General features: G+C 66.8%; 24 protein-coding genes. 11 read left to right on the plus strand and 13 right to left on the minus strand.

Annotated elements, in window-relative coordinates:
- Positions 1–68: 68 nt before the first annotated feature.
- Complete coding sequence (gene gmk / locus ACZ5BH_RS04745; RefSeq protein WP_464890768.1) at positions 69–692, minus strand: guanylate kinase; 624 nt, start codon at positions 690–692, stop codon at positions 69–71.
- Between the two features lie 136 nt (positions 693–828).
- Here gmk and ACZ5BH_RS04750 point away from each other — a divergent pair, with 136 nt between their 5' ends.
- A complete protein-coding gene (locus ACZ5BH_RS04750) occupies positions 829–1,776 on the plus strand; it encodes a hypothetical protein (protein WP_464890769.1) in 948 nt (315 codons plus the stop codon).
- 72 nt (positions 1,777–1,848) lie between these two features.
- On the opposite strand, the gene ACZ5BH_RS04755 is transcribed toward ACZ5BH_RS04750, so the two are convergent.
- The 8 genes from ACZ5BH_RS04755 to ACZ5BH_RS04790 all read right to left on the minus strand — a co-directional run bounded on the left by ACZ5BH_RS04755 (position 1,849) and on the right by ACZ5BH_RS04790 (position 11,790).
- On the minus strand, positions 1,849–2,883 hold the full coding sequence (locus ACZ5BH_RS04755) for a hypothetical protein (RefSeq protein WP_464890770.1): 1,035 nt from the start codon (positions 2,881–2,883) through the stop codon (positions 1,849–1,851).
- Positions 2,880–6,281, minus strand: a complete 3,402-nt coding sequence (locus ACZ5BH_RS04760; RefSeq protein ID WP_464890771.1) for a hypothetical protein — start codon at positions 6,279–6,281, stop codon at positions 2,880–2,882. The genes ACZ5BH_RS04755 and ACZ5BH_RS04760 overlap by 4 nt, the downstream gene beginning before the upstream one ends.
- Positions 6,274–6,801: a DUF4150 domain-containing protein gene (locus ACZ5BH_RS04765; protein ID WP_464890772.1), complete on the minus strand. Its 528-nt coding sequence runs from the start codon at positions 6,799–6,801 to the stop codon at positions 6,274–6,276. The genes ACZ5BH_RS04760 and ACZ5BH_RS04765 overlap by 8 nt, the downstream gene beginning before the upstream one ends.
- Positions 6,802–6,842: 41 nt before the next feature.
- Positions 6,843–7,988, minus strand: coding sequence for a hypothetical protein (locus ACZ5BH_RS04770; RefSeq protein WP_464890773.1), 1,146 nt, complete (start codon positions 7,986–7,988; stop codon positions 6,843–6,845).
- Positions 7,989–7,990: 2 nt separating this feature from the next.
- The gene (locus ACZ5BH_RS04775) at positions 7,991–9,049 is read right to left on the minus strand and encodes a DUF2169 family type VI secretion system accessory protein (RefSeq protein ID WP_464890774.1); all 1,059 of its coding nucleotides are present in this window, start codon (positions 9,047–9,049) and stop codon (positions 7,991–7,993) included.
- Entirely contained in the window at positions 9,042–10,295 is a 1,254-nt protein-coding gene (locus tag ACZ5BH_RS04780) for a hypothetical protein (RefSeq protein ID WP_464890775.1), read from the minus strand. Before ACZ5BH_RS04780 ends, ACZ5BH_RS04775 begins: the two co-directional genes overlap by 8 nt.
- 21 nt (positions 10,296–10,316) lie before the next feature.
- Entirely contained in the window at positions 10,317–10,748 is a 432-nt protein-coding gene (locus ACZ5BH_RS04785) for a hypothetical protein (RefSeq protein ID WP_464890776.1), read from the minus strand.
- Between the two features lie 175 nt (positions 10,749–10,923).
- A complete protein-coding gene (locus ACZ5BH_RS04790; protein WP_464890777.1) occupies positions 10,924–11,790 on the minus strand; it encodes a YicC/YloC family endoribonuclease in 867 nt (288 codons plus the stop codon).
- 103 nt (positions 11,791–11,893) lie between these two features.
- On the opposite strand from ACZ5BH_RS04790, the gene ACZ5BH_RS04795 reads away from it, so the two are divergent.
- The 9 genes from ACZ5BH_RS04795 to ACZ5BH_RS04835 all read left to right on the plus strand — a co-directional run bounded on the left by ACZ5BH_RS04795 (position 11,894) and on the right by ACZ5BH_RS04835 (position 19,555).
- Positions 11,894–13,468 (plus strand): bifunctional aminoglycoside phosphotransferase/ATP-binding protein, encoded by a 1,575-nt coding sequence (locus ACZ5BH_RS04795; RefSeq protein ID WP_464890778.1) that lies wholly within the window; start codon positions 11,894–11,896, stop codon positions 13,466–13,468.
- A 95-nt stretch (positions 13,469–13,563) separates the two neighbouring features.
- Positions 13,564–14,460, plus strand: coding sequence for a serine/threonine protein kinase (locus ACZ5BH_RS04800; RefSeq protein WP_464890779.1), 897 nt, complete (start codon positions 13,564–13,566; stop codon positions 14,458–14,460).
- A gap of 1 nt (position 14,461) precedes the next feature.
- Positions 14,462–15,322, plus strand: coding sequence for a PP2C family protein-serine/threonine phosphatase (locus ACZ5BH_RS04805; protein WP_464890780.1), 861 nt, complete (start codon positions 14,462–14,464; stop codon positions 15,320–15,322).
- Between the two features lie 166 nt (positions 15,323–15,488).
- Positions 15,489–16,205 (plus strand): ribonuclease PH, encoded by a 717-nt coding sequence (gene rph, locus ACZ5BH_RS04810; RefSeq protein WP_464890781.1) that lies wholly within the window; start codon positions 15,489–15,491, stop codon positions 16,203–16,205.
- A 79-nt stretch (positions 16,206–16,284) separates the two neighbouring features.
- Entirely contained in the window at positions 16,285–16,884 is a 600-nt protein-coding gene (locus ACZ5BH_RS04815; protein WP_464890782.1) for an XTP/dITP diphosphatase, read from the plus strand.
- A 234-nt stretch (positions 16,885–17,118) separates the two neighbouring features.
- The gene (locus ACZ5BH_RS04820) at positions 17,119–17,385 is read left to right on the plus strand and encodes a hypothetical protein (protein ID WP_464890783.1); all 267 of its coding nucleotides are present in this window, start codon (positions 17,119–17,121) and stop codon (positions 17,383–17,385) included.
- A gap of 291 nt (positions 17,386–17,676) precedes the next feature.
- Positions 17,677–18,876, plus strand: coding sequence for a radical SAM family heme chaperone HemW (gene hemW / locus ACZ5BH_RS04825; protein ID WP_464890784.1), 1,200 nt, complete (start codon positions 17,677–17,679; stop codon positions 18,874–18,876).
- Positions 18,866–19,099 carry a Rho-binding antiterminator gene (locus tag ACZ5BH_RS04830; RefSeq protein ID WP_464890785.1) on the plus strand — a complete coding sequence of 78 codons (234 nt, stop codon included), beginning with the start codon at positions 18,866–18,868 and terminating at the stop codon, positions 19,097–19,099. Before hemW ends, ACZ5BH_RS04830 begins: the two co-directional genes overlap by 11 nt.
- Positions 19,100–19,111: 12 nt before the next feature.
- Complete coding sequence (locus ACZ5BH_RS04835; protein ID WP_464890786.1) at positions 19,112–19,555, plus strand: protease complex subunit PrcB family protein; 444 nt, start codon at positions 19,112–19,114, stop codon at positions 19,553–19,555.
- A 108-nt stretch (positions 19,556–19,663) separates the two neighbouring features.
- Here ACZ5BH_RS04835 and ACZ5BH_RS04840 read toward each other — a convergent pair whose 3' ends face one another.
- The 4 genes from ACZ5BH_RS04840 to thiS all read right to left on the minus strand — a co-directional run bounded on the left by ACZ5BH_RS04840 (position 19,664) and on the right by thiS (position 22,291).
- Entirely contained in the window at positions 19,664–20,251 is a 588-nt protein-coding gene (locus tag ACZ5BH_RS04840; protein WP_464890787.1) for a DUF302 domain-containing protein, read from the minus strand.
- A 104-nt stretch (positions 20,252–20,355) separates the two neighbouring features.
- Positions 20,356–21,045: a tRNA (guanosine(46)-N7)-methyltransferase TrmB gene (gene trmB, locus ACZ5BH_RS04845; protein WP_464890788.1), complete on the minus strand. Its 690-nt coding sequence runs from the start codon at positions 21,043–21,045 to the stop codon at positions 20,356–20,358.
- Positions 21,046–21,223: 178 nt separating this feature from the next.
- Positions 21,224–22,015: a thiazole synthase gene (locus tag ACZ5BH_RS04850; RefSeq protein WP_464890789.1), complete on the minus strand. Its 792-nt coding sequence runs from the start codon at positions 22,013–22,015 to the stop codon at positions 21,224–21,226.
- A gap of 75 nt (positions 22,016–22,090) precedes the next feature.
- Positions 22,091–22,291 (minus strand): sulfur carrier protein ThiS, encoded by a 201-nt coding sequence (gene thiS / locus ACZ5BH_RS04855; protein WP_464890790.1) that lies wholly within the window; start codon positions 22,289–22,291, stop codon positions 22,091–22,093.
- 114 nt (positions 22,292–22,405) lie between these two features.
- Here thiS and ACZ5BH_RS04860 point away from each other — a divergent pair, with 114 nt between their 5' ends.
- Positions 22,406–24,211: an AMP-dependent synthetase/ligase gene (locus tag ACZ5BH_RS04860; RefSeq protein ID WP_464890791.1), complete on the plus strand. Its 1,806-nt coding sequence runs from the start codon at positions 22,406–22,408 to the stop codon at positions 24,209–24,211.
- Positions 24,212–24,297 lie beyond the last annotated feature (86 nt).

A 24,297-nucleotide genomic window follows, 5' to 3' on the forward strand; every position in this document is an offset into this window, starting at 1 on the left:
TGCCCGCCGGCATGGCGAGCGGGGGTCAATTCGCAAGGTGACCGGAAATTATAACGATCCTGACCCGCTCAGGCCAGTAGCCGGGCCAGCAAATCGGCATGCCGGGCCTGCTGGCGGGGGGTGGCCAGGCGGTGACAGGTGACGATGGCCCGCAATTCGTCCAGCGCGGTGGCGAAATCGTCGTTGATCACCAGGTAGTCGAATTCGGCATAGTGGGACATTTCGCGCACCGCATCCCGCATGCGCCGGGCGATCACCTCCTCGCTGTCCTGGCCCCGCCCCCGCAGACGCGTCTCCAGCGCCGCCCGCGACGGCGGCAGGATGAACACCCCCACCGCGTCGGGAAACTGTTCCCGCACCAGGCGCGCTCCCTGCCAGTCGATCTCCAGGATCACGTCCACACCGGCCTGCAGACGGCGCTCCACGGAACTTCGCGCCGTGCCGTAGTGGTTGTCGAACACCCGGGCATGTTCGAGGAAGGCGCCCTCGGCCACCATCTTCTCGAACGTGGGCACATCCACGAAATGGTAATCCACCCCGTCCACCTCGCCGGGCCGCGGCGGCCGGGTGGTGTGGGAGACGGACACCTCGATGCCGTCCATGGCCTCCAGCAAGGCCTTGACCAGACTGGTCTTGCCGGCCCCGGAGGGGGCGGAAAAGATGTACAGGGTACCGGTGGGGGTGGCATTCATCGGGACGCTCCAGCGGATCGCAAATCCGCGATTTTACCGGGGACGGGCCAGCCGGTCACGGACGGACTCAAGTTCCCGCCCGGACGGCCGCTGGATCTTCCACGAACCGCCACCGGTTATTGCACACCATTTTTATATGGACATTGCGCTCGACACCGAAGTCGCCTGGCTGCTGATCATCGAAACGTTCATCCTGATGAGCGCGGCGCTTGCGTTCCTGGGCTGGCGCAACCGGCGGCTTCGGCGCCAGCTCGCCGGGAGCGGCACGACGCCTTCCGCCGACGCCCGGCAAATGCTGCTTCAGGGGCTGGAACAGGAACTGGAGCGAACCCGCAGCAAGGCCGAACAGGTCGGCACCAACTCGCCGGAGGCCGAACGCCTGCACCAGGCCTGCGAGTTCCGGATCCGCGTGCTCGAAGGCGAGTTGGCCGTGTGCGCCGCCGGTGAGGACGAGCACCTCTACTGGCAACAGATCGCCGACTACTTCGACGGCATCAACCAGGCCTTCAACGCCCGCCTGGCCGAACTGCAATTCCGCCTGCGCACCTATCTGGAACGGCTCGACAATCTCGAAGCCTTCAAGACCCAGGTCTTCGCCCTGGCCGAAAAACTGCGCCGGTCGAGGGAAACCATTCAGTCACTGGAAACGGAACTGGAAAAACACCTCCCCGCCGAATCCCGTTCCGCCGAGCTCGAAACGGCCCTGCAGAACATCCGCGAGGAAAAACAGCAACTGGAAGATCAGCTCTCCCTCGTCGAACAGGAATACGAAACGCTGATGAAGAACGTCGAGTTTCTGCAACAGCAGAACGAGGCCGACGCTGCCGCCATCGACTCGCCCCGGGATCTTCTCGACGAACTGCAAGGCTACAAGGAGGAAAACGAATTCCTCTGCAACCAAATCGCCACCCTGCTCAAGGAAGAACTCAAGTACGAAAACGCGCTTGCCGAACAACGGGAAAGACTGGAAAACCAGATTGCCACCCGGGACAAGACCATCACCGAACTGGAAGCCCGACTGGCCGAACTGGAAAAGAACTACCTGGCACTGCAGGAACAATCGCTCGGCGAACAGCGCGGCTGAAGCGGCAGCCCAAGCCGCCGGCAAGAAATGCCATGCCCTGTCCTTGCCGCAGCACCGAAACCGACCGCCGTCTCATGCCACCCCGGCGCGGGTTTCGGCCGCCCTGCCCTTCTCTTCCTGGGATTTTCCCCTGCCCCAGATGGCCTCGCCCTCGCCGTATCCCGAGGGCCTCCAGCCCACCGCCAGCGCTTCCTCACGGGTCAGGCCCCAGGGATATTTGCTCAGCGCTTCGCGGGAGGCGGACGACCAGGACCGCACCTCTTCCGGGTCCTGATGCTTCCAGAACCGCGCCGGCCGGCCCATGCGCCGGTCGTATTCCACGGTGGTCGGATCGAGATCCCTCGCCAGCTCCCAGATGGGAATGTCCGGCAAGGGCTTCGAGACATCCATGGACTGCTGCAACTCTTCCCAGTCCCGCTCGATTTCCCACGGCTCATCCCGGGCATACGGATTGGTCACCTGCACCGGCGAATAGCGGTGCACCAGGCGCAGGTAATAGTGGCCATAGCCGCTGCGGCTCACCCCTTCCGAGATGTACGGGTCGAACTCGTCGAAAGGCAGGCGCTGCCGCCGGCCCTTGACGGTGAACTCCACCATGCCCGTGATGCGCTCGAACACCGTGTCATGTTTGTCTTTCACCCAGCCGCGGGCGACCGCGGTTTTGCACAGATAATAGACCCCAAGCGGCGGGGGTACTGTCATAAGGAACGTCTCCAATACAAAGAGATCAAACCCAAAAGTAAACAGTGAAACCACCGTTGTCACCCCCCCCCCAGCAAAAGTGAAGAAAATCGCCACCTTTCCTATCGCATTGAGAATGAGGACGGGGTTGCGCAGGGAGCCCCACTTGATATTGAGCACTTTGTTTTTCTCAAGCCCCTCTTGCTGAATCCGTTCAATTTCCGCCTCATCCATCTCGCGCAGTTGATCGACGCCGTCATGGGCGAAGGTGCCGGGCAGGAACTCCCGGCACTGCACGCCCTTGCCCTGCAGGGGCCAGCGGCGGATGGCCCGCTCGGTGGCGCTCAGGCGCGCCTCGTCCAGCGGCGGCAGGTCCCGGGGACGGGTGCTGTCGTAGGCCGTGGGGGCATAGGTGACGGTCTTCATGCGGGCTTCACCTGCTGTTCGGCGTAGACCCAGCCGGGGACGGCCGGGTCGACCCTGTCGGGCTCGGCCGGCCGGGCCGCTTCCTCGCCCGGCAGGGTGGGGATGATGAGCTGATCGGCGGTGACGTGCCGGCCCCGGGCGCGAACGGTGATGCGGTACTCGCCCTGACCGCCCAGCGGCGGCAGGGCGTAACGGTAGCGGATCCCGATCTGGCTGACGCCGTCCTCCCCCGGCAGGGGCTGCCATTCCCGCAGTTGCAGCGGCTGTTGCACGCCGCTGGAGGTGAACCGCTCCATGGCGGCGATGTTGGCATGGCCATTGCGAAGGGCCATGGCCCGCTCCTGCGGGCTCATCCGGTAGGCCGTCTCACCCGTGGCCAGCACGTTGAGGCTGCTGCGCCCCGGCTCGAAGCCGGGGGCGATCACGTCCACCAGGATCGTCGCCAGCACGGTAGAGCGGTCGAGCCGAATCGTGATCCCCGGGCGCATGAGGAGGCTCATCAGGGCCTCGTACATCTTTTCCGGCGGCAGGGGCTCGCGCACGAGGCGGCGGTTGCGACCCGTGCCTTCGTGCACGTGGTCACCGTTTTCGTCCCGCACGGGGCGGCTGTATTCATAGGTGCCACGCGCGGCCGGATCCCTGGCGAAAGGCCCATGCTTGCCCCATTTTTCCACCGGCGTGTCCTTCAGCAGGTTGGCCACGAGGCCGGCGGCGAGGAACACTGCCAGCGCCGCCCAGCCCCAGGGGCCGAAGCCGGCGAGCAATCCACTCGTGGCCGTGGAGGCCGCGCCCAGATCGCACAGCGCCAGGGCCAGCCCTGCCAGGGTCTGAACGCCGTAGGCGGCCGCAGCATCCCCATCGCCCGCGGCCAGACTGTCGAAGGCATCCCAGCCGGCCATCACCGCGCCGGCGAGGCTCACGCCAGCGCCGATGGTGCCGACCGTGCGGAATTCCAACCGTCCTCTTTCCGTTTCTATTGCAATTTTTGAGGTGAGGAATTTTTCCGTTGGCTTGCGCCACCGTTCCCGCGGCATGATTTCCGCCCAGAATTTCGCGCCTTGCTCAAGACCGGCGACTTTCAGTGGTGTATCCACGACAACGTACAGCAGTGCAATACTAGCGAGCGCAAGTGACAGAGTACTTTTTGCATCCTTTTTTCTTCTATACCAATCATGCATCTCATGCACATTGAACATCTCCACCACCGCCACCAGGGGCGGCAATACCTTTCCTGCGGCCTTCATCCCTTCCACCACCGTGCCCACTTCCTTCGCCGTCGCGGCAGAGGGGCGATGGTACTTGAGCGCATAGGGCGAGATGTCGTCCACCACCACGAAGCGGCCGCGGGCACGGGCCACGCCGTCGGCGTCCACTTCCCGAAACAGGCCGGACCAGGTTTCCCCGTCCACCGGCAACGGCATGCCCCTGAGGTCGACGACGTCGGTGATGGCCTGGCTGAACACGGCCTTGCCGGTGCGGGGGTCGACGACGTTGACGCGATCCTTGCCCGGTTCCCTGACCGCCGCCCTGAAGTGCTCGCGGATCTGTGACTGTTCGAGCCTGGCCCGGATCCGCAGCTCGCCGTCGATGATCACCTTGCCCTTCAGATCCGCGCCCGGCGTGATCAGGTGCATCCCCCGCAGTTCGGGATGATTGGTGGCTTTCGCCAGGCGCACGAACCCTTCCTGCATGACGGTTTTCGCCTGGCCCCTGGCCGCCTGCCACTGCCGCTGAAACTGCAGGAGGAAGCTGGCCACGATCTTGTCGGCTTCCTTCGCCAGCGCCATGGCCAGGTCGGTCTTGCGCAGGGCATCGGCAGCCAGGGCGCCGGCGAAGGCGGCGGGGCGGAAGCGGCCATCGGACGACGGCGGCTCGTCCGCCATGTGCGCGTTGAAAGCCGGCGGTTCGGGGCTCGTCTCGTCCACCTGGTCGCGGTCGGGGAAGAGCATGGCATGCAATGGGTGGCCGGGCTGGCAGAGGCGTTCCAGATATCGCCGGCCCGGATCGCTGTCCGCTGCCGTTTTTTCGCGGTCGCGATCCAGATCGAGGCCCGCATCCAGGGCCGCCGGGTCGTGGTTGGCGTACAGGAGGGCGAGGTTCATGGTGGCCCAGAGCTGGATGTAGCCGTCCCGGGGCAGGCTGGCGTAGTCCAGCAGCGCAGCTTCGAAGGTGACGTGATCGGGCGCGAGGTCGGCTACCGATCGTTCCTGCGTGTCCCCGGCATTTTGCCCTTCCTGCGTGACACGGCCTTCCAGCCAGTCGAAATGCCGTTGCTTCAGCTTCCGCAGGGCGCGGCGCAATTGCCGGCGCGGTTCGACGCGCAGGATGTCCTTCAGGAGTTCCCTGTCCATCTCGCGGGCGGCCTTGCGCAGGGCCTCGGCCTCGTCGCTGTTGTCCACATAATGCGTCGGCCCTCGCTGGCGCTTGCGGCGTTTGGCCTTTTCCCACAGCTCTTCGTTGAAGAAGGTCTGCCAGGTGAGCACCGCACTGCGGTAGTGCTCGTGGGCCCTGGCCTTTTCGACTTCCGCGAGCAGCTCGGCTTCCTTGCGGCGGTAGGCTTCGAGATTGTGCAACATGATCCCGAGCGGGTCGTGCAGATAGACCACGGGGATGTTGGCCTTGCGGTGCAGGCGGATGTGGATCAGTTCGTCGTTGGCGTGTTCGACGTTCTCGATACGGGCCTTGCGACCTTCCGGGGGCTGGACGGGAAAGCCGGCGTCGAAGCCGGAGAGGTCGATCTGCTGGAGGCGGGCTTCCCGCTGTTCGGCGATCTGCTCCTGCGTGTAGCCCTGATCTTCCGGCATGGGCGGCAGGTGGTCGGGATGGAGGCGGAAGTCGTCCGGGTCCATGCCGCCGAGCATGTTGATCCGGGCCCAGGACCATTGCACGTCGGCATAGGCCATGCGGATGTCCTGCTCTTCGTCGTCGAGGCGGTACGGCAGGAGCAGGCGGCGATCCTTTTCGACGGTGGCGGGGCGCACGTCCTTGCCGGCGTATTCGTGCAGGTTGACGTCACGGAACCAGCCTTGGGGCAGCACTTCGAGTTCGCGCCAGAGGTAGCCGCCCTTGAAGATGTAGAGCCAGCCGGGGGCGCGGGGCACGGCGCAGCAGGCCGGGTCGAGATCGGGGGTGGTATAGACCCGCGGCAGGACGGGCACGATGACGTTCTTCTCGGGCGTGGGGGCTTCGTCCCGGCCTCGCGTGGCGGCCTTGCCCAGGGGGAGGCTGTACCAGGTGAAACGGGTGTCCTTGTACTTGAGGAAGACCTTGCCGGTGCCGCTGGAGGGTATGACCAGCTCCCGGTTGCGGCCTGTCTGCGTGCCGGCGCCGAGGGGGACTTCCCGGCACTGTCCCCGGTGGATGCGTTCGTAGGCCGGATTGACGGCGGTTTCAGTCATCGTGGTCTTCCCCGCCGATACCCTTTTCCAGACCGGCGTGTTCGCCGGCCTGGGTGAAGTCGATCCGCTCGGGCTGGTCGCCTTCGTCCAGCGCCGCGCCACCTTCAAGCGCCAGGGCCGGCGGCTTGCCCGCGCCCGGCTGCATGAGGGGCATGGGCGGGGTGTTGCGGTTGTTGGAGACCATCAGATCGCCCTGGCGCACGGCGGGGATGCCTTCGATCATGACGTTGGGCGAGGCGGTGATGAACTCGGCCTTGCCCTTGATAGTGCCCGAGCGGATGCCGCCGCAGGATCCGCCCTCGTCGCCGGAACTGGTGGCGAAGATGCTGTCCTTGTGGCAGGCGGGCTGGCCGTTGATGAAGACGGTGCCGGCGGTCTGGGCGGCATCGGCCGATTTGGCCACGTTGCGGTAGGCCCGGGGGCGGCATTTGCCCGGGGTCTTGCACACGTCCGGGCTGCTGACGGTGCCACCGGAGTCGGCGTGGACGGCGGTGCGGCCGTTGATGACGACGTTGCCCATGTTCCCTGTTCTCCTGATTTCGATTCCTGTGTCGTTGACGTTCAATCCTGCGCACTTTCCCGGGCCACCGGCTCCAGCCAGAATGCGCTGCGCCAGGGGGCATCCGGCATTTCCACCACCAGCGCGTTTCGCACGGCAGGCCAGGCAAACTCGAAGCGGGCACAGGCGCACAGCAGCGACAGCGGCAACGCCGCCATTCCCGTCTCGCCGAGCGCGAGCGCCGGATCCAGCCGTTCGGGTTCCTCTGGCGGGGCGGGCTGCGGGGCGTCGGCTTCGCCGTTCTGCATGGCCAGCCGTTCGGCTTCGTCGAGCCTCACCGGCCAGAGGGTGGCGCCTGCCTGAAACCATTCCACGTTTTTCTGCCGCTCGCCGCCCAGCGTTGCGCACAGGCAATCGATGCCGGTGACCGCCGCACCCGCTTCCGTGGCGGCGAGTTCGATGGCCTGAGCCAGGCCGGTGAGGCGGGTTTCACCAACCCGGCCGTGCCCGGGTTCCGGCAGGCAGGCGATGGCGCGCAGGCGGGCCCGGGCACGTTCACCGGCGGTGGCGGCCGGTTCGATGACGAGAAAGACGGCCGCCTCGCCGGGGGCGAAACCGTCCGAACCTTTCTCGAGCAAAAGGCGGTTGTCCGCCGCGAATTCCTCGAGGCTGAGGGGATCGAGCAGCGAGTCCACCGCGCCAAGCACGAGGGCCTCGCCTTCCCCGGCTTCGAGCAGGGCGAGTGCTGCGAGCACAGCTTCGGTGACGCCCTCTCGCACCGGCCACACCTCGATCCCCGCCACTGGCGTCTCGCCCACATGCGCGGCCAGGCTGGACGACCAGTCGGTCGTATCGATCCACCGACCCCGTTCGGTGCTCTCGTCCGGCACCAGCAGAATCAGGCGCGCCTTCGCCGGGTTGCCACCGGCTTGCTTCCAGGCGGCAAGCGCGTCGTCCAGGGCGCCTTGCCACAGCGCTTGCATCCGTGCCGCCGGATCGATGTCCGGCTCAAGAACCGGGCTGGTCAACACGGCGGCCGTGCCGTCGCCACCGGGCAAGGGGGCCTCGAATACGGGATCGGGCCGGGCCAGGTTCAGCCCGCTGCCGACCGTGCCGAGCAGGGCAAACGGCTGGTTGCCGGCGGCACAGGCCAGCCCCCAGCCGCTGATGACCAGATCCGTTTTCCTGATGATCGGCTGACCTTCCATCTTCACGCCTGCTTGCGCCGTTGCGCTGGCTGTTCTTCACCCGCCAGGTCCGCTTCCTGCAGGATCACCCAGCCGCTTCGGGGATCGAAACGTTTCCAGGCCACCGCTGCCCGGCCAATGAGCTGGAGAAGGCGTTCGTCGGTGTCGATCACGAGGGTATCGAACACGGGGGTCAAGGTCCGGGTGGCGCCATCGATGAAGGCAAGCAGGCGCGGGGCGGGAAGCGGCAACACCAGTTCCACGGGCCTTGCGGGATCGCGCTCGGGAAAGAAACCGGCGAGGCGGATTCGCTCGCCGCCGGCGAAGGGGTGGGGGAAGCGCTGGTCCGGCGGCGCGGCGTTGTGCAGGGTGGGTTCGGCGCTCTCGGGCCAGGGGCAGCCGGCGTGGGCGTCGGGGTCGTCCACCGCTTCGCCGATCTCGTCGGCGCGGGGTTGCCAGAACACCGGCAGGGGGGCGAAGCCGGCGGGCAGGGGTTTGTGGGTGGGTTTGGCCACCAGGTGTTGCGGATCCTCGATGCGGGGCGGTTCGGGGTTGACCAGTTTCCAGGCGGAGGGGTTGTAACCGAGGCCGACGGGGTTCGGCGGGTATTCGACGTCGGGCTTGCCGGGGACGCGGCCGCCGAAGGCGTATTCGTAGCGCAGCGGGGTGGGTTCGAGCGGCTCGGGGTCGGTGAGGGCGTGGCCGAGCAGGCGCTTGCGCCAGCGGCGGCGGCCGAAGACGTGGAGCGTCTTGTCGAAGCGCCGGCCGTCGGGGAAATCGATGCCCAGGCGGACGGCGGTGAACGGGGCGCCGGCGCGAGGGGGGTGGGCCGTGCCGTACAGATAGACTTCGCCGCCCTGCTTGAAGGGGACGGTTTCATCGGCGGCCCGCAGGGAGGTTTCGTGGGGCTTGCCGTGATGCGCGTCGGTCTCGACGATGGGCACGCTCAGCGGCGCGAGCGTGCCGTCGGGTTCGAAGCGCCAGGCGGCCTTGAGGACCACGGTGAACTGGTAGCGGCGTTGCCGATCCCAGCCCGGATAGATCCCGGCGGCCAGGGCCGTTTCGTTGTGCAGCTCAAGCATGGGCCACCCGCTTCGGTGGGACCGCCGGGGCCTCTTCGATGCCGGCAAGAACGGCGTCGCGCCGCAGCAGCCAGTCTTCTTCCGCCACGCCCGCGGGCCGGCCGGTGAGCAGGGCGAGCAGATCGAGCGCATCGGCCGCGCCCGCGCCGGCGTGTTCCTCGAGCGCGTCGCGCACCACCGCCGGGGAAAGGGGCCGGCCGAGCAGGCGGCGCTCGCCTTCGGGCCAGGCTGCCTTGTGCGCTTCCCACCATGCCCGGGCGGCCTGCGCGTCGGCGATGGTCTCGGCGCTGGCCGGCGCGGCCTCCTCGCCCACCACCTGCATGCGCGGGCGCCGGGGCAGGCGCTGCCCGGTGAGCCATTGCCAGGCATCGGCGGCCGCGGCATTGGCCTGGGGCGTTTCGAGAGCCTCGAGCAACTCGGGCACCGCCTCGCGTTGGCCCCACAGGGCCAGCAGCCGGCAGCCGCTTGCGGGCTCGGCGAGGCGGTGCTGGGCGAGCACGGGCTGGAAATCCGGCTCGCCGCTCAGCGCGGCCAGGCGCAGCAGGGGGGCGACCTCGTCACTGCCAGCCTGGCGTTCGATGGCCCGGCGCAGGGCCAGGGCAGCCGCGCCATCGCCCCGCACCAGTCCCCCGCGCAGGGCTTCGGCCAGCACCGGCAGCTCGGCCACGCTGGCGAAGGGATCCTCGCCGAGCACGCGATAATAGGGCTGGAACACGCTCAGGCCGGCTGCCGGCCAGTCGGCGCAAAAGCGCAGGGCGGCGGCCTGCAGGCGCAGGTCGTGGGCGTGCAGTTCGCCCTGGTTGAGCAGGCCGCGCGGCACCTCCGCCTGCTGGATGCGCCACACGTTCAGCAGCTCGGGCCGCCGTTCCCGGGCTTCCTCGTAAAGGCGGCGGGTTTCGGCCAGCGTCTCCGCGCCGGGGTGAAGCGCCAGGGCCTGGCGCGCAGCCAGCTGGTGGTTGGCAGCGTCTCCGGCCAGCCAGTCCGCGGCAAGCCTGGCGGTTTCGCGACGCCGGCCGGCATCGGGGCTGCGCAGGCCGGCGGCCAGAAAGACGAAGGCGATTTCGGCCTGGGCCGGTTCTTCCTCTGCCGGCGGCAGGCGAGAGAGCACGTGCAGGTGGAAGTGCAGGCGCCGCTCGAGCTGGCGCAGGGCGCGGGCGCCGATGCCGGGCCGAACACACCATTGCTGGCGCTGGCGCCAGAGGGCCGAGGCGGCATCCCGGTGGGTCTGCTGAAGCGGCACGTCCATGTGGGCGATCGTCCGGGGAGGTCAGTTCAGCTCGATGGTGGCGCCCTGCAGGCGGTGCAGGCCCTCGGCCGTGGCGAGGATCGTCTTGCCGTCGAGCACGATGGCGCCGTCAGGGCGCAATTCCAGGGTGCTGCCGCCGGCGCGGATCGCCACGCCTTCGGCCCGGGCCAGCAGCAGCCGGCCTGCGTCGTCGATCCGCACGGGGGCGGCGGGGGGCTCACCGGGATGGCGCAAGCGGCCCACGACCACGACGCCGTCGGGCGTGGCGTCCACCAGTACGGCATCGCCGTTTTCCAGCGCGGTGACGGTATCGAGATGGGCCCGGACAGGGCGGGTGTGGCCGTCGAGACGGATCTCGATCGCCTCACCGGCGCGGGTACGCGTCACCTCGGCGATGCGGCGGGATTCGGGTTGCAGGGAAACGACCCTGCGGGTGTCGTCGATGGCGCTCATGATTCCTCCTTGAAACGGCAGGCGGGGCAAGGCGGAACGGGCGCCGGCTTCCTGCTCCGGCAGCGCGACCGCCGGCGGTTCGTCCTTGCTCGGCCACAATCGTTGGCAGGACAAATCCTATCAATCCCGCCGGGCCTGACATGTGAACTGGATCACATTTTACCGGTGGACGGGTTCATTCGATGTTCTGCACCTGCTCGCGCATCTGCTCGATGAGCACCTTCAGATCCACCGAGGCCCGGGTCATCCCGGCATGGATGGACTTGGCCCCCAGGGTGTTGGCCTCGCGGTTGAGTTCCTGCATGAGGAAGTCGAGCCGCCGGCCCACCGGCTTGTCCTGCTGCAGCACCCGTTCCACTTCGTCGATGTGCAGGGCCAGCCGATCCAGCTCTTCGGCCACGTCGGTCTTCTGGGCGAAGTAGACCATTTCCTGTTCGAGGCGGTTCTCGTCCAGCTCGCCCTTGACCTCTTCCAGTTTGGCCAGCAACCGCTCGCGCCACTGGTGCTGGTAGTCGGGCAGTTGTGCCTGGACGTTGGCGACGATCTCGCGCATGGCCGCGAGCCGTTCCCGCAGCATGGCGGCCAGACGCTCGCCCTCGCGTTCGCGGGTGGCGAGGAGGTCGTCGAGGGCGGCCTCCAGCAGCTCGCCGACCACCTTCCCGAGCTGCTCCAGATCCAGTGGCTGGCTCCGGATCACGCCGGGCATGCGCAGCACCTCCAGCGAGCTGACCGGCGCGGGATTGTAGAGAATGGAGTCGATGTGGCGGGTGGCATGCGCGATCTTGCGGATCCGCGCGTCGTCCAGGGGCAGATCCTCGCCTTCGCCCTCGCCCGGCGTGAAGCGCAGGCTGACTTCCACCTTGCCCCGGCCAAGGCGTGCGGCGATCCGTTCGCGCAGCGCCGGCTCAAGGCTGCGCAGCTCCTCGGGCAGGCGCAGGGCGATGTCCAGATAGCGGTGATTGACGCTGCGGATCTCGAGGGTGAAGTCGCCTGCCGCATCACTGTGCTCGCGGCGGCTGAAGGCGGTCATGCTGCGGATCATGCGGGGGTCCTGCGGTGACGGCGATGGCGCCAAGCCTAGCATGAACGGGCGGCGTGTTCATGGCGTACAATCGAACGGAACGGAGCCGCGGCGGGAGCACGAGATGACCGAACTCGATCTGGCAGCCCAGACGCGACTGGTGCGGGCGTTGCAGGATCCGGGCGTGTGGGATCCTCCCGCCGAGACGGTCGAGGTGCGCGAGACCCACATCTCCTGGGTGCTGCTGGCCGGAGCGTATGCATACAAGCTGAAAAAGGCCGTGGACTTCGGCTTTCTGGACTATTCCTGCCTGGACAAGCGCCACCGGCAGTGTCTGCGGGAAGTGGAACTCAACCGGCGCACGGCGCCGATGATCTATCTGGAGGTGCTGCCCGTCAGCGGCACGCCGGAACAGCCCCGCCCGGGCGACCCCGCCGATCCCATCGAATACCTGGTGAAGATGCGCCGTTTCGACGAGAACCGGCTGCTGGCCCGGCTCGTCGAACGGGGCGAACTGGACGCGCGGCTCATGCCGCGGCTGGCCCGGGCGATTGCCGACTTCCAGGCCCGCGCCGAACGCGTGCCCGACGACGCGCCCTGGGGCACGCCGAAGACGGTCTGGCACTTCGTGGCGGAGAACTTCGAACAGATCCGCGCGGCCCTGGGGCAAAACGCAGGCGAACTCGCCACCGTGGCGCAGTGGAGCCAGGCGCGTTTCGCCGAACTGGCGCCGTCCATTCGTGACCGGCGCGAGGCGGGCTGTGTGCGCGACGGCCACGGCGATCTGCACCTGAACAACATCGTACTGATCGACGACCAACCGGTGCCGTTCGACTGCATCGAGTTCAACGACGCCCTGCGCTTCATCGACGTGATCAACGAACTGGCCTTTCTGATCATGGATCTGATGGCCCGCCATCGACAGGATCTGGCCATCTGGCTGCTCAACGAATGGCTGTTCATCACCGGCGATTATGCGGGTGTGCCGCTGCTGCGTTTCTTCGTGGTCTACCGCGCCATGGTGCGGGCCAAGGTGGCGGCCCTGCGCCTGGCGCAGCCGGATCTGTCGGCACGGAAACGCCGCGCCGGGCAGGCCGAATACCGCGCCTACCTGCAACTGGCCGAGGCCGGCACCCACCCGCCACCGGTGCGGCTGGTCATCACCCACGGCCTGTCGGGCAGCGGCAAGAGCACCCTGGTTCACCGGCTGCTCGGCCACTGGCCGGCCATCCACCTGCGTTCCGACGTGGAGCGCAAGCGCCTGTTCGGCCTGCCCATGGACGCGCGCAGCGCGTCGGCCGTGGCCGGGGGCATCTACACCCCCGAGGCCACCGAGCGCACCTACGCCCGGCTGGCCGAGCTGGCCCGGATGCTGCTCGTGGCAGGCTGGCCGGTGGTGGTGGACGCCACCTTCCTCGACCCGGCCCGCCGCACCGCCTTCCGCCGCCTGGCCGCCAGCCTGGACGTTCCCTTCACGGTGCTGGATTTGCAGGCCCCGCCGGCGGTCCTGCGGGCGCGGATCCGCCAGCGGCTGGCCGCCCAACGGGATGCCTCGGAGGCGGATCTGCAGGTACTCGAACACCAGCTCGAGCACTACCGGCCCATCCCCGCCGACGAGCCGGATGTGCTGCGGGTGGACACCACCGGCGCGGTCGATCCGGCCGCGCTGGCCCGCCGCCTTGGCGCTGAGGATGGCTGACCCGCGCGGCCATTGCCGTCCCGGTTCCGGGCTGTGCTAATGTTAGGCGCTCGAACAACCGATAATCCGGACTGAACCCCAGCCGCTCCTCGCTCATGCCGAAGAACGCCCACGAACTGCCCCGCGGCACCCGCGTCGATGGCTATACCATCGAGCGGACCATCGGCGGGGGCGGATTCAGCGTGGTCTACCTGGCCCGCGACGATGCCGGCAAGCGGGTGGTCATCAAGGAATACATGCCCAGCAAGCTGGCCCGGCGCACGGAAAACCACGAAGTGGTGGCCTGCCACGACTACCACGAAGAGCGCTTCGCCCAGGGCCGGCGGCTGTTCTTCCAGGAAGCCCGCTCCCTGGCCACCCTCAAGCATCCCAACATCGTCAACGTGATCAACTTCTTCCGCGCCAACGGCACGGTGTACATGGTCATGGACTACGAGGACGGGCACAACCTGCAGGCCTACATCCAGCGCCACCGGGGCAAGCTGAGCGAGGCCTTCATCATGACCGTGTTCCCGGCCCTGCTCGACGGCCTGCGGGTGATTCACAGCCAGGGCCTGCTGCACCTGGACGTCAAGCCCGGCAACATCCATCTGCGCGCCGGCGCCAATCCGCTGCTGCTGGACTTCGGCGCCGTGCACGAAATGATGCACACCCGCCAGTTCCAGCCCAGCCAGGTGGTCACGCCCGGCTTCTCGCCCATCGAACAGCTCGACCCGGGCGGTTACGTGGGCCCCTGGACCGACATCTATGCCATCGGCGCCACCATGCGCACCTGCATGGCGGGCACGCCGCCGCCGCCCTCCACCAAGCGCCGGGAGAAGGACACCATGCGCCCGGCCACCTCGGCCTTCCGCAAGCGTTACACCCCCGAACTGCTCGAGGCGGTGGACTGGGCCATGGAGGTCGATCCCCTGTTGCGGCCCCAGAACGTGGACGAATTGCTGGCGGCCCTGCGCAAGGTTCCCGAGGCGAAAGGCAAGAAGGCAGGCTGACATGCAGTTCGAATTCGGCATCACCAGCCGCCTGGGCAACCGACAGGTCAACCAGGATCGTCTCACCGTCATCGAACAGGCGGCCGGCGCCCTGCTGGTGCTCGGCGACGGCCTGGGCGGCAAGCCCGGCGGTGACCTGGCCGCCCAGACCCTGGTGGACACCATCACCGAGGAGCTGAACCTCAACCCCCTGCCGGCCGAACAGCCGGAGAAGTTCCTGCACGAACTGCTGCGCCGCGCCCACCACGCCATCCTCATGGCCGGCCAGGAACAGCAGCCGGCCATCGCCCCCGGCACCACCGCCGTGCTGTGCCTGGTGCAGGATCGCAAGGCCTGGTGGGCCCACGTGGGCGACAGCCGCTTCTACCTGTTCCGCAACGGCCTGCCCCTGTACCGCACCCAGGATCACTCCTACGTGGAACAGCTCTACCAGGCCGGCCGCATCTCCCTGCGGCACACCCACGATCATCCGATGCGCAACTACGTCACCCGCTGCATCGGTCTGCAGACCCGGGATCCGGACGTCAGCGTCAGCCAGGCGGTGGAACTGCGCGAGGGCGACATCCTGCTGCTGTGCTCCGACGGCTTCTGGGAACCCCTGGACGACGCGCGCATCGGCGCGGTGATCGGCCAGGGCCGTCTCAGCGACACCCTCGCCGAACTGGCCGAGGAAGCCGAGGCGGATCGCTATCCCAACGCCGACAACACCTCGGCAGTGGCCCTCAAGGTGGTCTCCCTGCAGCAGCCGGGCCGCCGTGCCAACCGGCCGGAGTCGCCGCACCGACAGAACGCCGATCCCCTGGCCTCGGCCATCGCCGAGATCGAGCAGGCGATCAAGAAGTATGAAAAGGAAATGAAGTAGGAGCGGCGCGAGCCGCGATAATACGGTAGTGGGTGGCCGGGAACAGCGCGAATGTTTTCCCAGCCACCCGCCACTGCAATATCGCGGCGAGGGCGCCGCTCCTACATTCAAGCCCCATGAAGCGGGTATACTGTCAGCTTTTGACGACAACCCCCGAGGATTCCCCATGCGACCCAGCGGACGCGCCCCTGACGAACTGCGCCCCATCACCATCACCCGCCATTACACCAAGCATGCCGAAGGCTCGGTGCTCATCGAGTTCGGCGACACCAAGGTGCTGTGCACCGCCAGCGTGGAGCAGAAGGTGCCGGGCTTTCTCAAGGGCCAGGGCCGCGGCTGGGTGACGGCCGAATACGGCATGCTGCCCCGCTCCACCGGCTCGCGCATGGGCCGCGAAGCCGCGCGCGGCAAGCAGGGCGGGCGCACCATGGAGATCCAGCGCCTGATCGGCCGCTCGCTGCGCGCGGCGGTGGACATGGACGCCCTCGGCGAGCACACCATCACCATCGACTGCGACGTGATCCAGGCCGACGGCGGCACCCGCACCGCCTCCATCACCGGCGGCTTCGTGGCCCTGGCCGACGCCATCGCCTGGATGCAGAACGAAAAGTGGATCACCACCGATCCCCTCATCGATCACGTCGCCTCGGTCTCGGTGGGGATCTACAAGGGCGTGCCGGTCATGGATCTGGACTACCTCGAAGACTCGGACTGCGACACCGACATGAACATCGTCATGAACAGCGCCGGCGGCTACATCGAAATCCAGGGCACCGCCGAGGGCGCGGCCTTCAACCGGGACGAACTGGAAGCCATGCTCGAACTGGGCAACAAGGCCATCGCCGAACTGATCGAACGCCAGCGCGCGGCCCTGGCAGAATAGTGACGAGGAACGAACGACCAAACGCCGGTTCCGCTGCGCTTGAACCGGCCTACGGCTTGCCTGCTACCGAGAAAACACAATGAAAATCGTCCTGGCCAGCAACAACCCGGGCAAGGTGCGCGAGATCGGCGCCATGCTCGAAGACAGCGGCATCCGGATCCTGCCCCAGTCGGATTTCGCCGTGGCATCGGTGGAGGAAACCGGCCTGACCTTCGTCGAGAACGCCCTGCTCAAGGCCCGCCATGCCGCCGAGCAGTCGGGCCTGCCGGCCATCGCCGACGACTCGGGGCTGGTGGTGGACGCCCTCAACGGCGCCCCCGGCATCCACTCGGCGCGCTACGCCGGCGAGCACACCTCCGACGAGGCCAACCTGCACAAGCTGCTCGAAGCCATGGCCGACATACCGGAAGAACAACGCAGCGCCCGATTCGTCTGCCTGATGGTCTACCTGCGCCACGCCGCCGATCCGCTGCCGCTCATCTGCCAGGGCATCTGGGAAGGGCGGATCACCACGGCCCCCGCCGGCGAAGGCGGCTTCGGTTACGATCCGGTCTTTTTCGTGCCCGAACGCGGCTGCACCTCGGCCGAACTGCCTGCAGACGAAAAGAACCGCCTCAGCCACCGTGGCCAGGCGCTGCGCTGCCTGGTGGAAACCTTGCGAAAGGCCGGGCTCGACTAACAGGCTGTTGAAAAAGCCCATCCATGGGCTTTTTCAACTCGGGAACGGAAAACGCAGTTTCCCGTTCCCTCACATTTTCAATGACCTGGCGTCATTGAAAATGGCGATGCATCCATGCATCGCACACAGGCTGTTGGCAGTGCGCACATTCGATCCGCAGGCGCGACATGCCAACCGAAAAGGGCGTCGTTAACAATAACAATCAAACCGGGCTTGCCCGGTGGAGGCCTTGCCATGGAGGAGCTGCTGTTCAGTCAGGCCAGTCTGGCCCTGCTGGTGCGCATCCGGCGCAAGCTGGAACGGGAATTCGGTTTCGATTTTCGCCTCAGCGACCGGCGCCAGATCCTCGAACTGCTGACCGCGGCAGCCGCGTCGCCGGATCGCGGCATCCGTCATGACTACCATGCGTTTCTTGCCGCCCTCGACCGGCGGCAGCGGGATCATCTGCAACGGCTCGGCATCCGGATCCCCGACATCCTCGAAGCCGAAACCGCCGGCTGACGCACATGACAGGGTAACCTGATCCAGATCAATTACCGCGATTGTCTGGCGGCAATCCGCCCTCTATAGTTTTCACACCGCTGAGATGGAATCCGCCGCTCTTCATGGCCGACGGTTTTCGTCTTGACGGGCCGGTTATGCCAACCGGCGGATCGTTTCCGTTCTCTGCAATGGGAATCGATTTTTCAAGCTGGCATTATCTCCATGACCGCTTCGGGGGCCCTCCAGGCCCCCATTTTTTTGCTCCCTTGCGGGTACAATGTAGCCGGTCAACCTGTTCCCGGCCCTCGCATGTTCCATTTCGCCGCTCCGCCACCGCTGTCGCTGTATGTGCACTTTCCCTGGTGCGTACGCAAGTGCCCCTACTGCGACTTCAATTCCCATACCCTCAAGGAGGACATGGACGAAACCGCCTACGTGCAGGCCCTGCTGGCCGATCTGGATCGGGAACGGCCGGCCGTGGGCGACCGAACACTCGTTTCCATCTTCCTCGGTGGCGGCACACCGAGCCTGTTCTCGCCCGCCGCCCTGGATCGACTGCTTGAGGGCCTGCGCGCGCGCCTGCCGCTGGCGCCGGATGTGGAAATCACCCTGGAAGCCAACCCCGGCACCACCGAGCGGGGGCGTTTCGGGGAATACCGCGCCATCGGCATCAACCGCCTGTCGCTCGGCATCCAGAGTTTCGACGACGCCAGGCTCCGGGCCCTGGGGCGGATCCATGACGGCCGTGAGGCACGGCAGGCCGTCGAGGCGGCGCATGCCGCCGGCTTCGACGCCCTGAATCTCGACCTCATGTTCGCCCTGCCCGGCCAACATCTGGCGGGAATGCTGGCCGATCTGGAACAGGCCATCGCCTGCGCGCCCTCGCACCTCTCCTTGTACCAGCTCACCATCGAGCCGAACACCGCTTTCGCACACGCCCCGCCGGCCCTGCCCGACGACGACACGGCCTGGGCCATGCAGGAGGCCGCCAGCGAGAAACTGACCGGCGCCGGCTTCGAACAATATGAAATCTCGGCCTGGGCGCGGCCCGGCCATCGCTGCCGACACAATCGCCAGTACTGGACGTTCGGCGACTATCTCGGCATCGGGGCCGGCGCACACGGCAAGATCACCGACGCCGCGGCAGGCCGGATCGAACGGCACCGCAAGCCGCGCCATCCCCGCGACTACCTGCGCGCGGCCCACGGCCCCGAGGCCGCCCCCCTCGGCGTCCGCCACCGGCTGTCTGCCGACGACGTGCGCTTCGAGTTCTTTCTCAATGCCCTGCGTCTGACCGAAGGGTTCGACACCGCGCTCTATCCGGCCCATGCGGGCCTGCCCTGGCCGGAGGCCGATCCCGCGCTGCGCCGCGCGCGGCAGGAAGGCTGGCTGGAACAAACCGGCGCTCACCTGCGTCCCACCGAACGGGGGCGGCGCTTTCTCAACGATGTGCAGGCCCTGTTTCTGCCCGCGGAGGAAGAAAAACGGGAACCGCATCATGGGCAATGAGGTCTACCGACCGGTATCCTGTGCCCTGCACAGCGAACTGGAGCTGGCCATCATGCACGGCCGCTGGCTGGAACTGCGCTGGAAGGAAAACGGCCGACGCCGTACCGCACGGCTCCGGCCCCGGGATCTGCAAACCCGTGACGGAAGCGAGTTCCTGATCGTCGAGGACGGACGCGGAAACCGTCTGCGCATCCGGCTCGATCACATCGAATCCTTTGGCTGAGAGACAGAACCGATGAAGAGGCTGCTGTTGTTCGTTCTCGTCGTGCTCACCGCTTGCGCCCTGCCGCCGCCGCGGGAAGTCCCTCTGCCCTTCACCACCCTCGCCATGGGGGAACACAGCCGGATCCGGCAGGCCACGGCCGTGGTGGTGCGAAATGCCGAAGCCTGGCAGCGACTGTGGCGACGCCACGGCGGCGCGCCCGACGAACGCCCGGCCATCGATTTTTCCCGGGAGATGGTGGTGGCGGTGTTCATGGGCGAGCGCCCCACCGCCGGGCACGGCTTGCGGGTGCTGGACGTGCATGAGGCGAACGATGGCCTGCACGTGCTGATCCGCCGCCGACAACCGGCAGCCGACGGCCTGGTGGCCCAGGTCATCACCACCCCCTTCGTCATGATCCGGCTGCCGGCCAGCGAGGGACCGGTGCATTTCGATTACGTGGATGCGGCACAGTAGTCGCGGCGAGGGGGCCACACCCCTTGGCGTTCAACCTATCGCGGCTTGCGCCGCTCCCGCAGGGGAAGCCCTGTTAGGAACGGCGCAAGCCGCGATTCTACAATGGCATCAAAATTCGCCGCTGGCCCCGCGTTTCATGATGTCGAGGATGATGGTCTTCACCTGCATGGCTTCCTGCTTCAGATCCGGCGGCAGGGGCTTGCCGCCGTAGATCATCATGTCCATGTTCAGCGAGTAGATCCACAACTGGCCGGTCTTGTCCTCGATCAGCGACACGCGGCAGGGCAGGTAGGCGGAGAAGGCGTCGCTGTAATCCATCATGCGCGCCGCAGTGAGGGCGTTGCAGAACATGAAGATCTTGGCGAAACGGTAGGGCTTGCCGCTCATGGCCTCCACCTGCTTGTAGAGGGGCAGCTCGCCGACGTTCTTGATGTTGTGCTCGTTGGCCACGAAGCGCATGGTCTCCTCCACGTCCTTGGCGGTGAGGCCTTCCTCGACCTTCACCTTCCACACCGTGGCCTCGGCGGCGTTGCCGGTCTCGAGGAGGTTTTCGGCCAGTTCACGATAGACCCGGCCGGCTTCCGGGTCGAACTGTTGCCAGGTCTGCCAGGCCGGATACATGGCAACGGCACAGTAGATCACCAGCGCCGCGGCGGCGATGCCGAGCAGGGCAAAGAGATTCCAGAGAATTTTCATGGTGCGCCTCGTCCGTCGTGTTGTTGAAATAGGAACCCGAACGGGAGCGGAAAAAACCGCAACGCACTCCCTGTGTTGGAAAAACTATAGCACGGGAGGCCTGGTCATTCCGTGCGCCGGAAGCGCAGATCCCAGGTGCCGTGACCAAGCCGCTCGCCGCGGGCCTCGAAACGGGTGCGCGGACGGGAAGGCGGCCGCGGCACGAAACCGGCTTCTCCCGCCAGGTTGGCAAAGCCTTCGGCCGCCTCCAGCACCTCGCGCATGTGCCGGGCGTAATCCTCCCAGTCGGTGGCCAGGTGGAACTCGCCGCCTTCCTTCAGCTTGCGCCGCACGAGCTGCACGAAATCCGGCTGCACGATGCGCCGCTTGTGATGGCGTTTCTTGGGCCAGGGATCGGGAAAGAACAGGCACACCCGATCCAGGCTGGCATCGGGGATCTGCCGCTCCAGCACCTCTACCGCATCATCCCGGCTGACGCGGATATTCTCCAGGGATCGCCGCGCCATCTCCTGCAGCAGATGTCCCACTCCCGGGCGGTGGACCTCGATGCCGAGAAAATTGCCCTCCGGCGCGGCCTCGGCCATGGCCAGCAGCGCATCACCGTTGCCAAAGCCGATCTCCAGCGTCACCGGCGCCTCGCGCCCGAACAGATCCGCCAGATCCAGCGCCCCCTCATCCAGGGTGAAACCGTATCGCGGAAAATACGCCTCCAGCGCCCGCTGCTGCGCCTTCGTCAATCGGCCCTCACGGCGGACGAAGCTGCGGATACGGCGGTGCTTTTCCTGATGTAACATGGTCGCGCTCGGTGGAAAGAACACGGAGGACACGGAGACACGGAGGACACAGAGCCGAATGGTTTTCATTACGGCATGGCATGATGAATTGAATCAATGCCAATGCCTCGCAAAAACAGAATATTCTCCGTGTCCCCCGTGTCTCCGTGTCCTCCGTGTTATTCGCAGTACCCCGTCGTCAGAAGAAAGTCCCGTCCAGCGGCGAGGAGGCGCTGGCGTAGCGTTTGCGGGGCATGCGGCCGGCCAGGTAGGCTTCGCGGCCGGCCTCGATGGCCTTCTTCATGGCCGAGGCCATGAGCACCGGATTCTGCGCCGCGGCGATGGCGGTGTTCATGAGCACGCCGTCGCAGCCCAGTTCCATGGCGATGGCGGCGTCGGAGGCGGTGCCGACGCCGGCGTCCACCAGGATCGGCACGTCGGCGTTCTCGACGATGGTGCGGATGTTGTAGGGATTGCGGATCCCCAGGCCAGAACCGATGGGCGCGGCCAGGGGCATCACGGCCACGCAGCCCATCTCTTCCAGGCGCTTGGCGATGATGGGATCGTCGTTGGTATAGACCATGACCTGGAAACCGTCCCGGATCAGGATTTCGGCGGCTTCGAGGGTAGCGGTGATGTCAGGAAACAGGGTCTTCTCGTCGCCCAGCACTTCCAGCTTCACCAGGTCATGGCCATCGAGCAGTTCGCGGGCCAGGCGGCAGGTGCGCACGGCGTCTTCCACCGTGTAACAGCCGGCGGTGTTGGGCAGCAGGGTGTAGCGATCCGGCGGCAGCACGTCGAGCAGGTTGGGCTCGCCGGGATTCTGACCGATGTTGGTGCGGCGCACGGCCACGGTGATGATCTCGGCGCCGCTGGCCTCGATGGCCGCGCGGGTCTCGTCCAGATCCTTGTACTTGCCGGTGCCCACCAGCAGGCGGGAACGGTATTCCCGGCCGGCGACGACCAGAGGGGTGTCTTGTTCGGTGCTCATGACGGTTCCTGAAATCGGGATGACGGGCGCGGGGCCCGGTGAGACGGCGTGGAAAGGGAAAATTATAACCCGGAATCAGCCACCGCCGACGGCGCGCACGATTTCCACCGTGTCGCCGGCCTGCAGGACGTGATCGGCATGCTGGGAACGGGGCAGGATTTCCCGGTTCACTTCCATGGCGATGCGTTGGCCGATAAGGCCGAGATTCTGGACCAGATCGGCGGCCGTGATGCCATCCGGGACTTCCTGGACCTCGCCATTGACGGTGATCTTCATGCCCATAGCCTAGCGAGAAGGGCCTTCCGGCGTCAATCCCGCGCCGCCGCCCGGTGGCACGCCGGGGCGGTTTCTGGGTAACATCGGCAGTCCGTCATCCGGAAGACGAATCCCATGCCGAAGGACAATCCCCACTTCATCCCGGCCAATGTGGCCGGCACCCTCGACGGCCTGTTCCGCGAACGGGTTCGCCAGAGCCCGGAGCGCACCGCCTACCGCCATTACCGCCGTGATCGCAAGGAATGGGAAACCCTTTCCTGGGGCGACATGGGCGTGCGCGTCAGCCGCTGGCAGCAGGCCATGACCGCCGAGGGTCTGGAGCCTGGCGACCGGGTCGCCATCCTCCACGCCAACGGCCCGGAATGGGTGGCCTTCGAACAGGCCGCCCTGGGGCTGGTGGTGGTGCCCCTGTACACCGACGACCGGCCCGACAACGTGGCCTACATCCTCGACGATTCCGGCTGCCGGCTGCTGTTCGTGCAGACCGATCGGCAGCTCGCGGCGCTGGGGCCCCACCGTGACGAGTTGACCAGCGTACAACGCTATGTGGTGGCGGAGGCAAAGCACCCGGAACGGCTGGCCGAAGACGAAGCGGTATCGAAGGTCGAGGCGTGGCTGCCGGAAAAACCGGCGCTGCTGCACGAACGGGGCGGCGATCCCAATGCCCTGGCCACCATCGTCTACACCTCGGGCACCACCGGCCGGCCCAAGGGGGTGATGCTCAGTCACCGCAACATCCTGTCCAATGCCGAGGCCGCGATCCGCGCGCTGGGTGTCGACGAAAACGACGAACTGCTCTCCTTCCTGCCCATCTCCCACACTTTCGAGCGTACCTGCGGCCACTACGTGCCCATGATGTGCGGCGCCAGCGTGAGTTACGCCCGCTCCATCCAGCAACTGGCCGACGATCTCCAGCAACTGCGGCCCACCACCCTCATCTCGGTGCCACGGATCTTCGAGCGGATCTACGACAAGCTGCAGAGCCAGATGCGCAAGGAATCGGCCCTGCGCCGGGGCCTGTTCAACCTGGCGGTGAACGTGGGCTGGCGGCGCTTCGAGGTGCGGCAGGGCCGGGCCCGCCCCGATCCCTCACTGCTGCTGTGGCCCCTGCTGGAAAAACTGGTGGCCGGCCGGGTCCAGGCGAGACTCGGCGGGCGCCTGCGCTTCGCCGTGAGCGGCGGCGCCGCCCTGCCACCGGCCGTGGCGAAAATCTTCATCGGCCTGGGGATCCCGGTGATCCAGGGCTACGGCATGACCGAGACCAGCCCGGTACTCACCGCCAACCGCCTGGAGCGCAACCTGCCGAAGTCCGTGGGCCTGCCCCTGCCGGGCATCGAGCTGCGCGTGGACGAACGCGGGGAGCTGCTGGCACGAGGCCCCAGCGTGATGCTCGGCTACTGGAACAACCACCGTGCCACCGCCGAGATGATCGATCACGACGGCTGGCTGCACACCGGCGACAAGGCCGACATCGACGCCCAGGGCTTCGTGCACATCACCGGCCGGATCAAGGACATCGTGGTCCTTTCCAACGGCGAGAAGGTGCCGCCCGGCGACATGGAGATGGCCATCACGCTCGATCCCCTGTTCGAGCAGGCCCTGATCATCGGCGAGGGCCGGCCCTATCTCAGCGCCCTGGTGGTCCTCAACGGCGAGGAATGGTTTCCGCTGGCCACCGAACACGGTCTGGATCCCTTCGCCGAGGAAAGCCTGCAGGACCGCCACCTCCACACCACCCTGCTCAAACGGCTGGGCGAAGCCCTGCACGACTTCCCCGGCTACGCCCGCGTGCGCCGCGTCACCCCCCTGCTCCAGCCCTGGAGCATCGAGAACGGCCTGCTGACCCCCACGCTCAAGGTCAAGCGCGCCCGGGTGATCGCGGCCCATGAGGCGGACATCGAGAACATGTATAATGGATAGGGACGAGTGGCAAGGATCGAGGGACGAGGAAAAGAGGGTTTAAACGCGTATCGCAGGTTCGCTGTTCGTCGAAATGGCATGGTTTC

The sequence above is a fragment of the Thioprofundum lithotrophicum genome (assembly GCF_055387065.1).

What these genes read in the sequence shown, in the direction of transcription:
- gmk (WP_464890768.1), bottom strand. Translation starts at nt 692, where the DNA reads ATGAATGCCACCCCCACCGGTACCCTGTACATCTTTTCCGCCCCCTCC.
- rph (WP_464890781.1), top strand. Translation starts at nt 15,489, where the DNA reads ATGCGACCCAGCGGACGCGCCCCTGACGAACTGCGCCCCATCACCATC.
- ACZ5BH_RS04780 (WP_464890775.1), bottom strand. Translation starts at nt 10,295, where the DNA reads ATGGACGTGCCGCTTCAGCAGACCCACCGGGATGCCGCCTCGGCCCTC.
- trmB (WP_464890788.1), bottom strand. Translation starts at nt 21,045, where the DNA reads ATGTTACATCAGGAAAAGCACCGCCGTATCCGCAGCTTCGTCCGCCGT.
- thiS (WP_464890790.1), bottom strand. Translation starts at nt 22,291, where the DNA reads ATGAAGATCACCGTCAATGGCGAGGTCCAGGAAGTCCCGGATGGCATC.
- ACZ5BH_RS04755 (WP_464890770.1), bottom strand. Translation starts at nt 2,883, where the DNA reads ATGAAGACCGTCACCTATGCCCCCACGGCCTACGACAGCACCCGTCCC.
- ACZ5BH_RS04785 (WP_464890776.1), bottom strand. Translation starts at nt 10,748, where the DNA reads ATGAGCGCCATCGACGACACCCGCAGGGTCGTTTCCCTGCAACCCGAA.
- ACZ5BH_RS04750 (WP_464890769.1), top strand. Translation starts at nt 829, where the DNA reads ATGGACATTGCGCTCGACACCGAAGTCGCCTGGCTGCTGATCATCGAA.
- ACZ5BH_RS04760 (WP_464890771.1), bottom strand. Translation starts at nt 6,281, where the DNA reads ATGACTGAAACCGCCGTCAATCCGGCCTACGAACGCATCCACCGGGGA.
- ACZ5BH_RS04840 (WP_464890787.1), bottom strand. Translation starts at nt 20,251, where the DNA reads ATGAAAATTCTCTGGAATCTCTTTGCCCTGCTCGGCATCGCCGCCGCG.
- ACZ5BH_RS04770 (WP_464890773.1), bottom strand. Translation starts at nt 7,988, where the DNA reads ATGGAAGGTCAGCCGATCATCAGGAAAACGGATCTGGTCATCAGCGGC.
- ACZ5BH_RS04815 (WP_464890782.1), top strand. Translation starts at nt 16,285, where the DNA reads ATGAAAATCGTCCTGGCCAGCAACAACCCGGGCAAGGTGCGCGAGATC.
- ACZ5BH_RS04805 (WP_464890780.1), top strand. Translation starts at nt 14,462, where the DNA reads ATGCAGTTCGAATTCGGCATCACCAGCCGCCTGGGCAACCGACAGGTC.
- ACZ5BH_RS04830 (WP_464890785.1), top strand. Translation starts at nt 18,866, where the DNA reads ATGGGCAATGAGGTCTACCGACCGGTATCCTGTGCCCTGCACAGCGAA.
- ACZ5BH_RS04790 (WP_464890777.1), bottom strand. Translation starts at nt 11,790, where the DNA reads ATGATCCGCAGCATGACCGCCTTCAGCCGCCGCGAGCACAGTGATGCG.
- ACZ5BH_RS04795 (WP_464890778.1), top strand. Translation starts at nt 11,894, where the DNA reads ATGACCGAACTCGATCTGGCAGCCCAGACGCGACTGGTGCGGGCGTTG.
- hemW (WP_464890784.1), top strand. Translation starts at nt 17,677, where the DNA reads ATGTTCCATTTCGCCGCTCCGCCACCGCTGTCGCTGTATGTGCACTTT.
- ACZ5BH_RS04775 (WP_464890774.1), bottom strand. Translation starts at nt 9,049, where the DNA reads ATGCTTGAGCTGCACAACGAAACGGCCCTGGCCGCCGGGATCTATCCG.
- ACZ5BH_RS04860 (WP_464890791.1), top strand. Translation starts at nt 22,406, where the DNA reads ATGCCGAAGGACAATCCCCACTTCATCCCGGCCAATGTGGCCGGCACC.
- ACZ5BH_RS04835 (WP_464890786.1), top strand. Translation starts at nt 19,112, where the DNA reads ATGAAGAGGCTGCTGTTGTTCGTTCTCGTCGTGCTCACCGCTTGCGCC.
- ACZ5BH_RS04765 (WP_464890772.1), bottom strand. Translation starts at nt 6,801, where the DNA reads ATGGGCAACGTCGTCATCAACGGCCGCACCGCCGTCCACGCCGACTCC.
- ACZ5BH_RS04800 (WP_464890779.1), top strand. Translation starts at nt 13,564, where the DNA reads ATGCCGAAGAACGCCCACGAACTGCCCCGCGGCACCCGCGTCGATGGC.
- ACZ5BH_RS04850 (WP_464890789.1), bottom strand. Translation starts at nt 22,015, where the DNA reads ATGAGCACCGAACAAGACACCCCTCTGGTCGTCGCCGGCCGGGAATAC.
- ACZ5BH_RS04820 (WP_464890783.1), top strand. Translation starts at nt 17,119, where the DNA reads ATGGAGGAGCTGCTGTTCAGTCAGGCCAGTCTGGCCCTGCTGGTGCGC.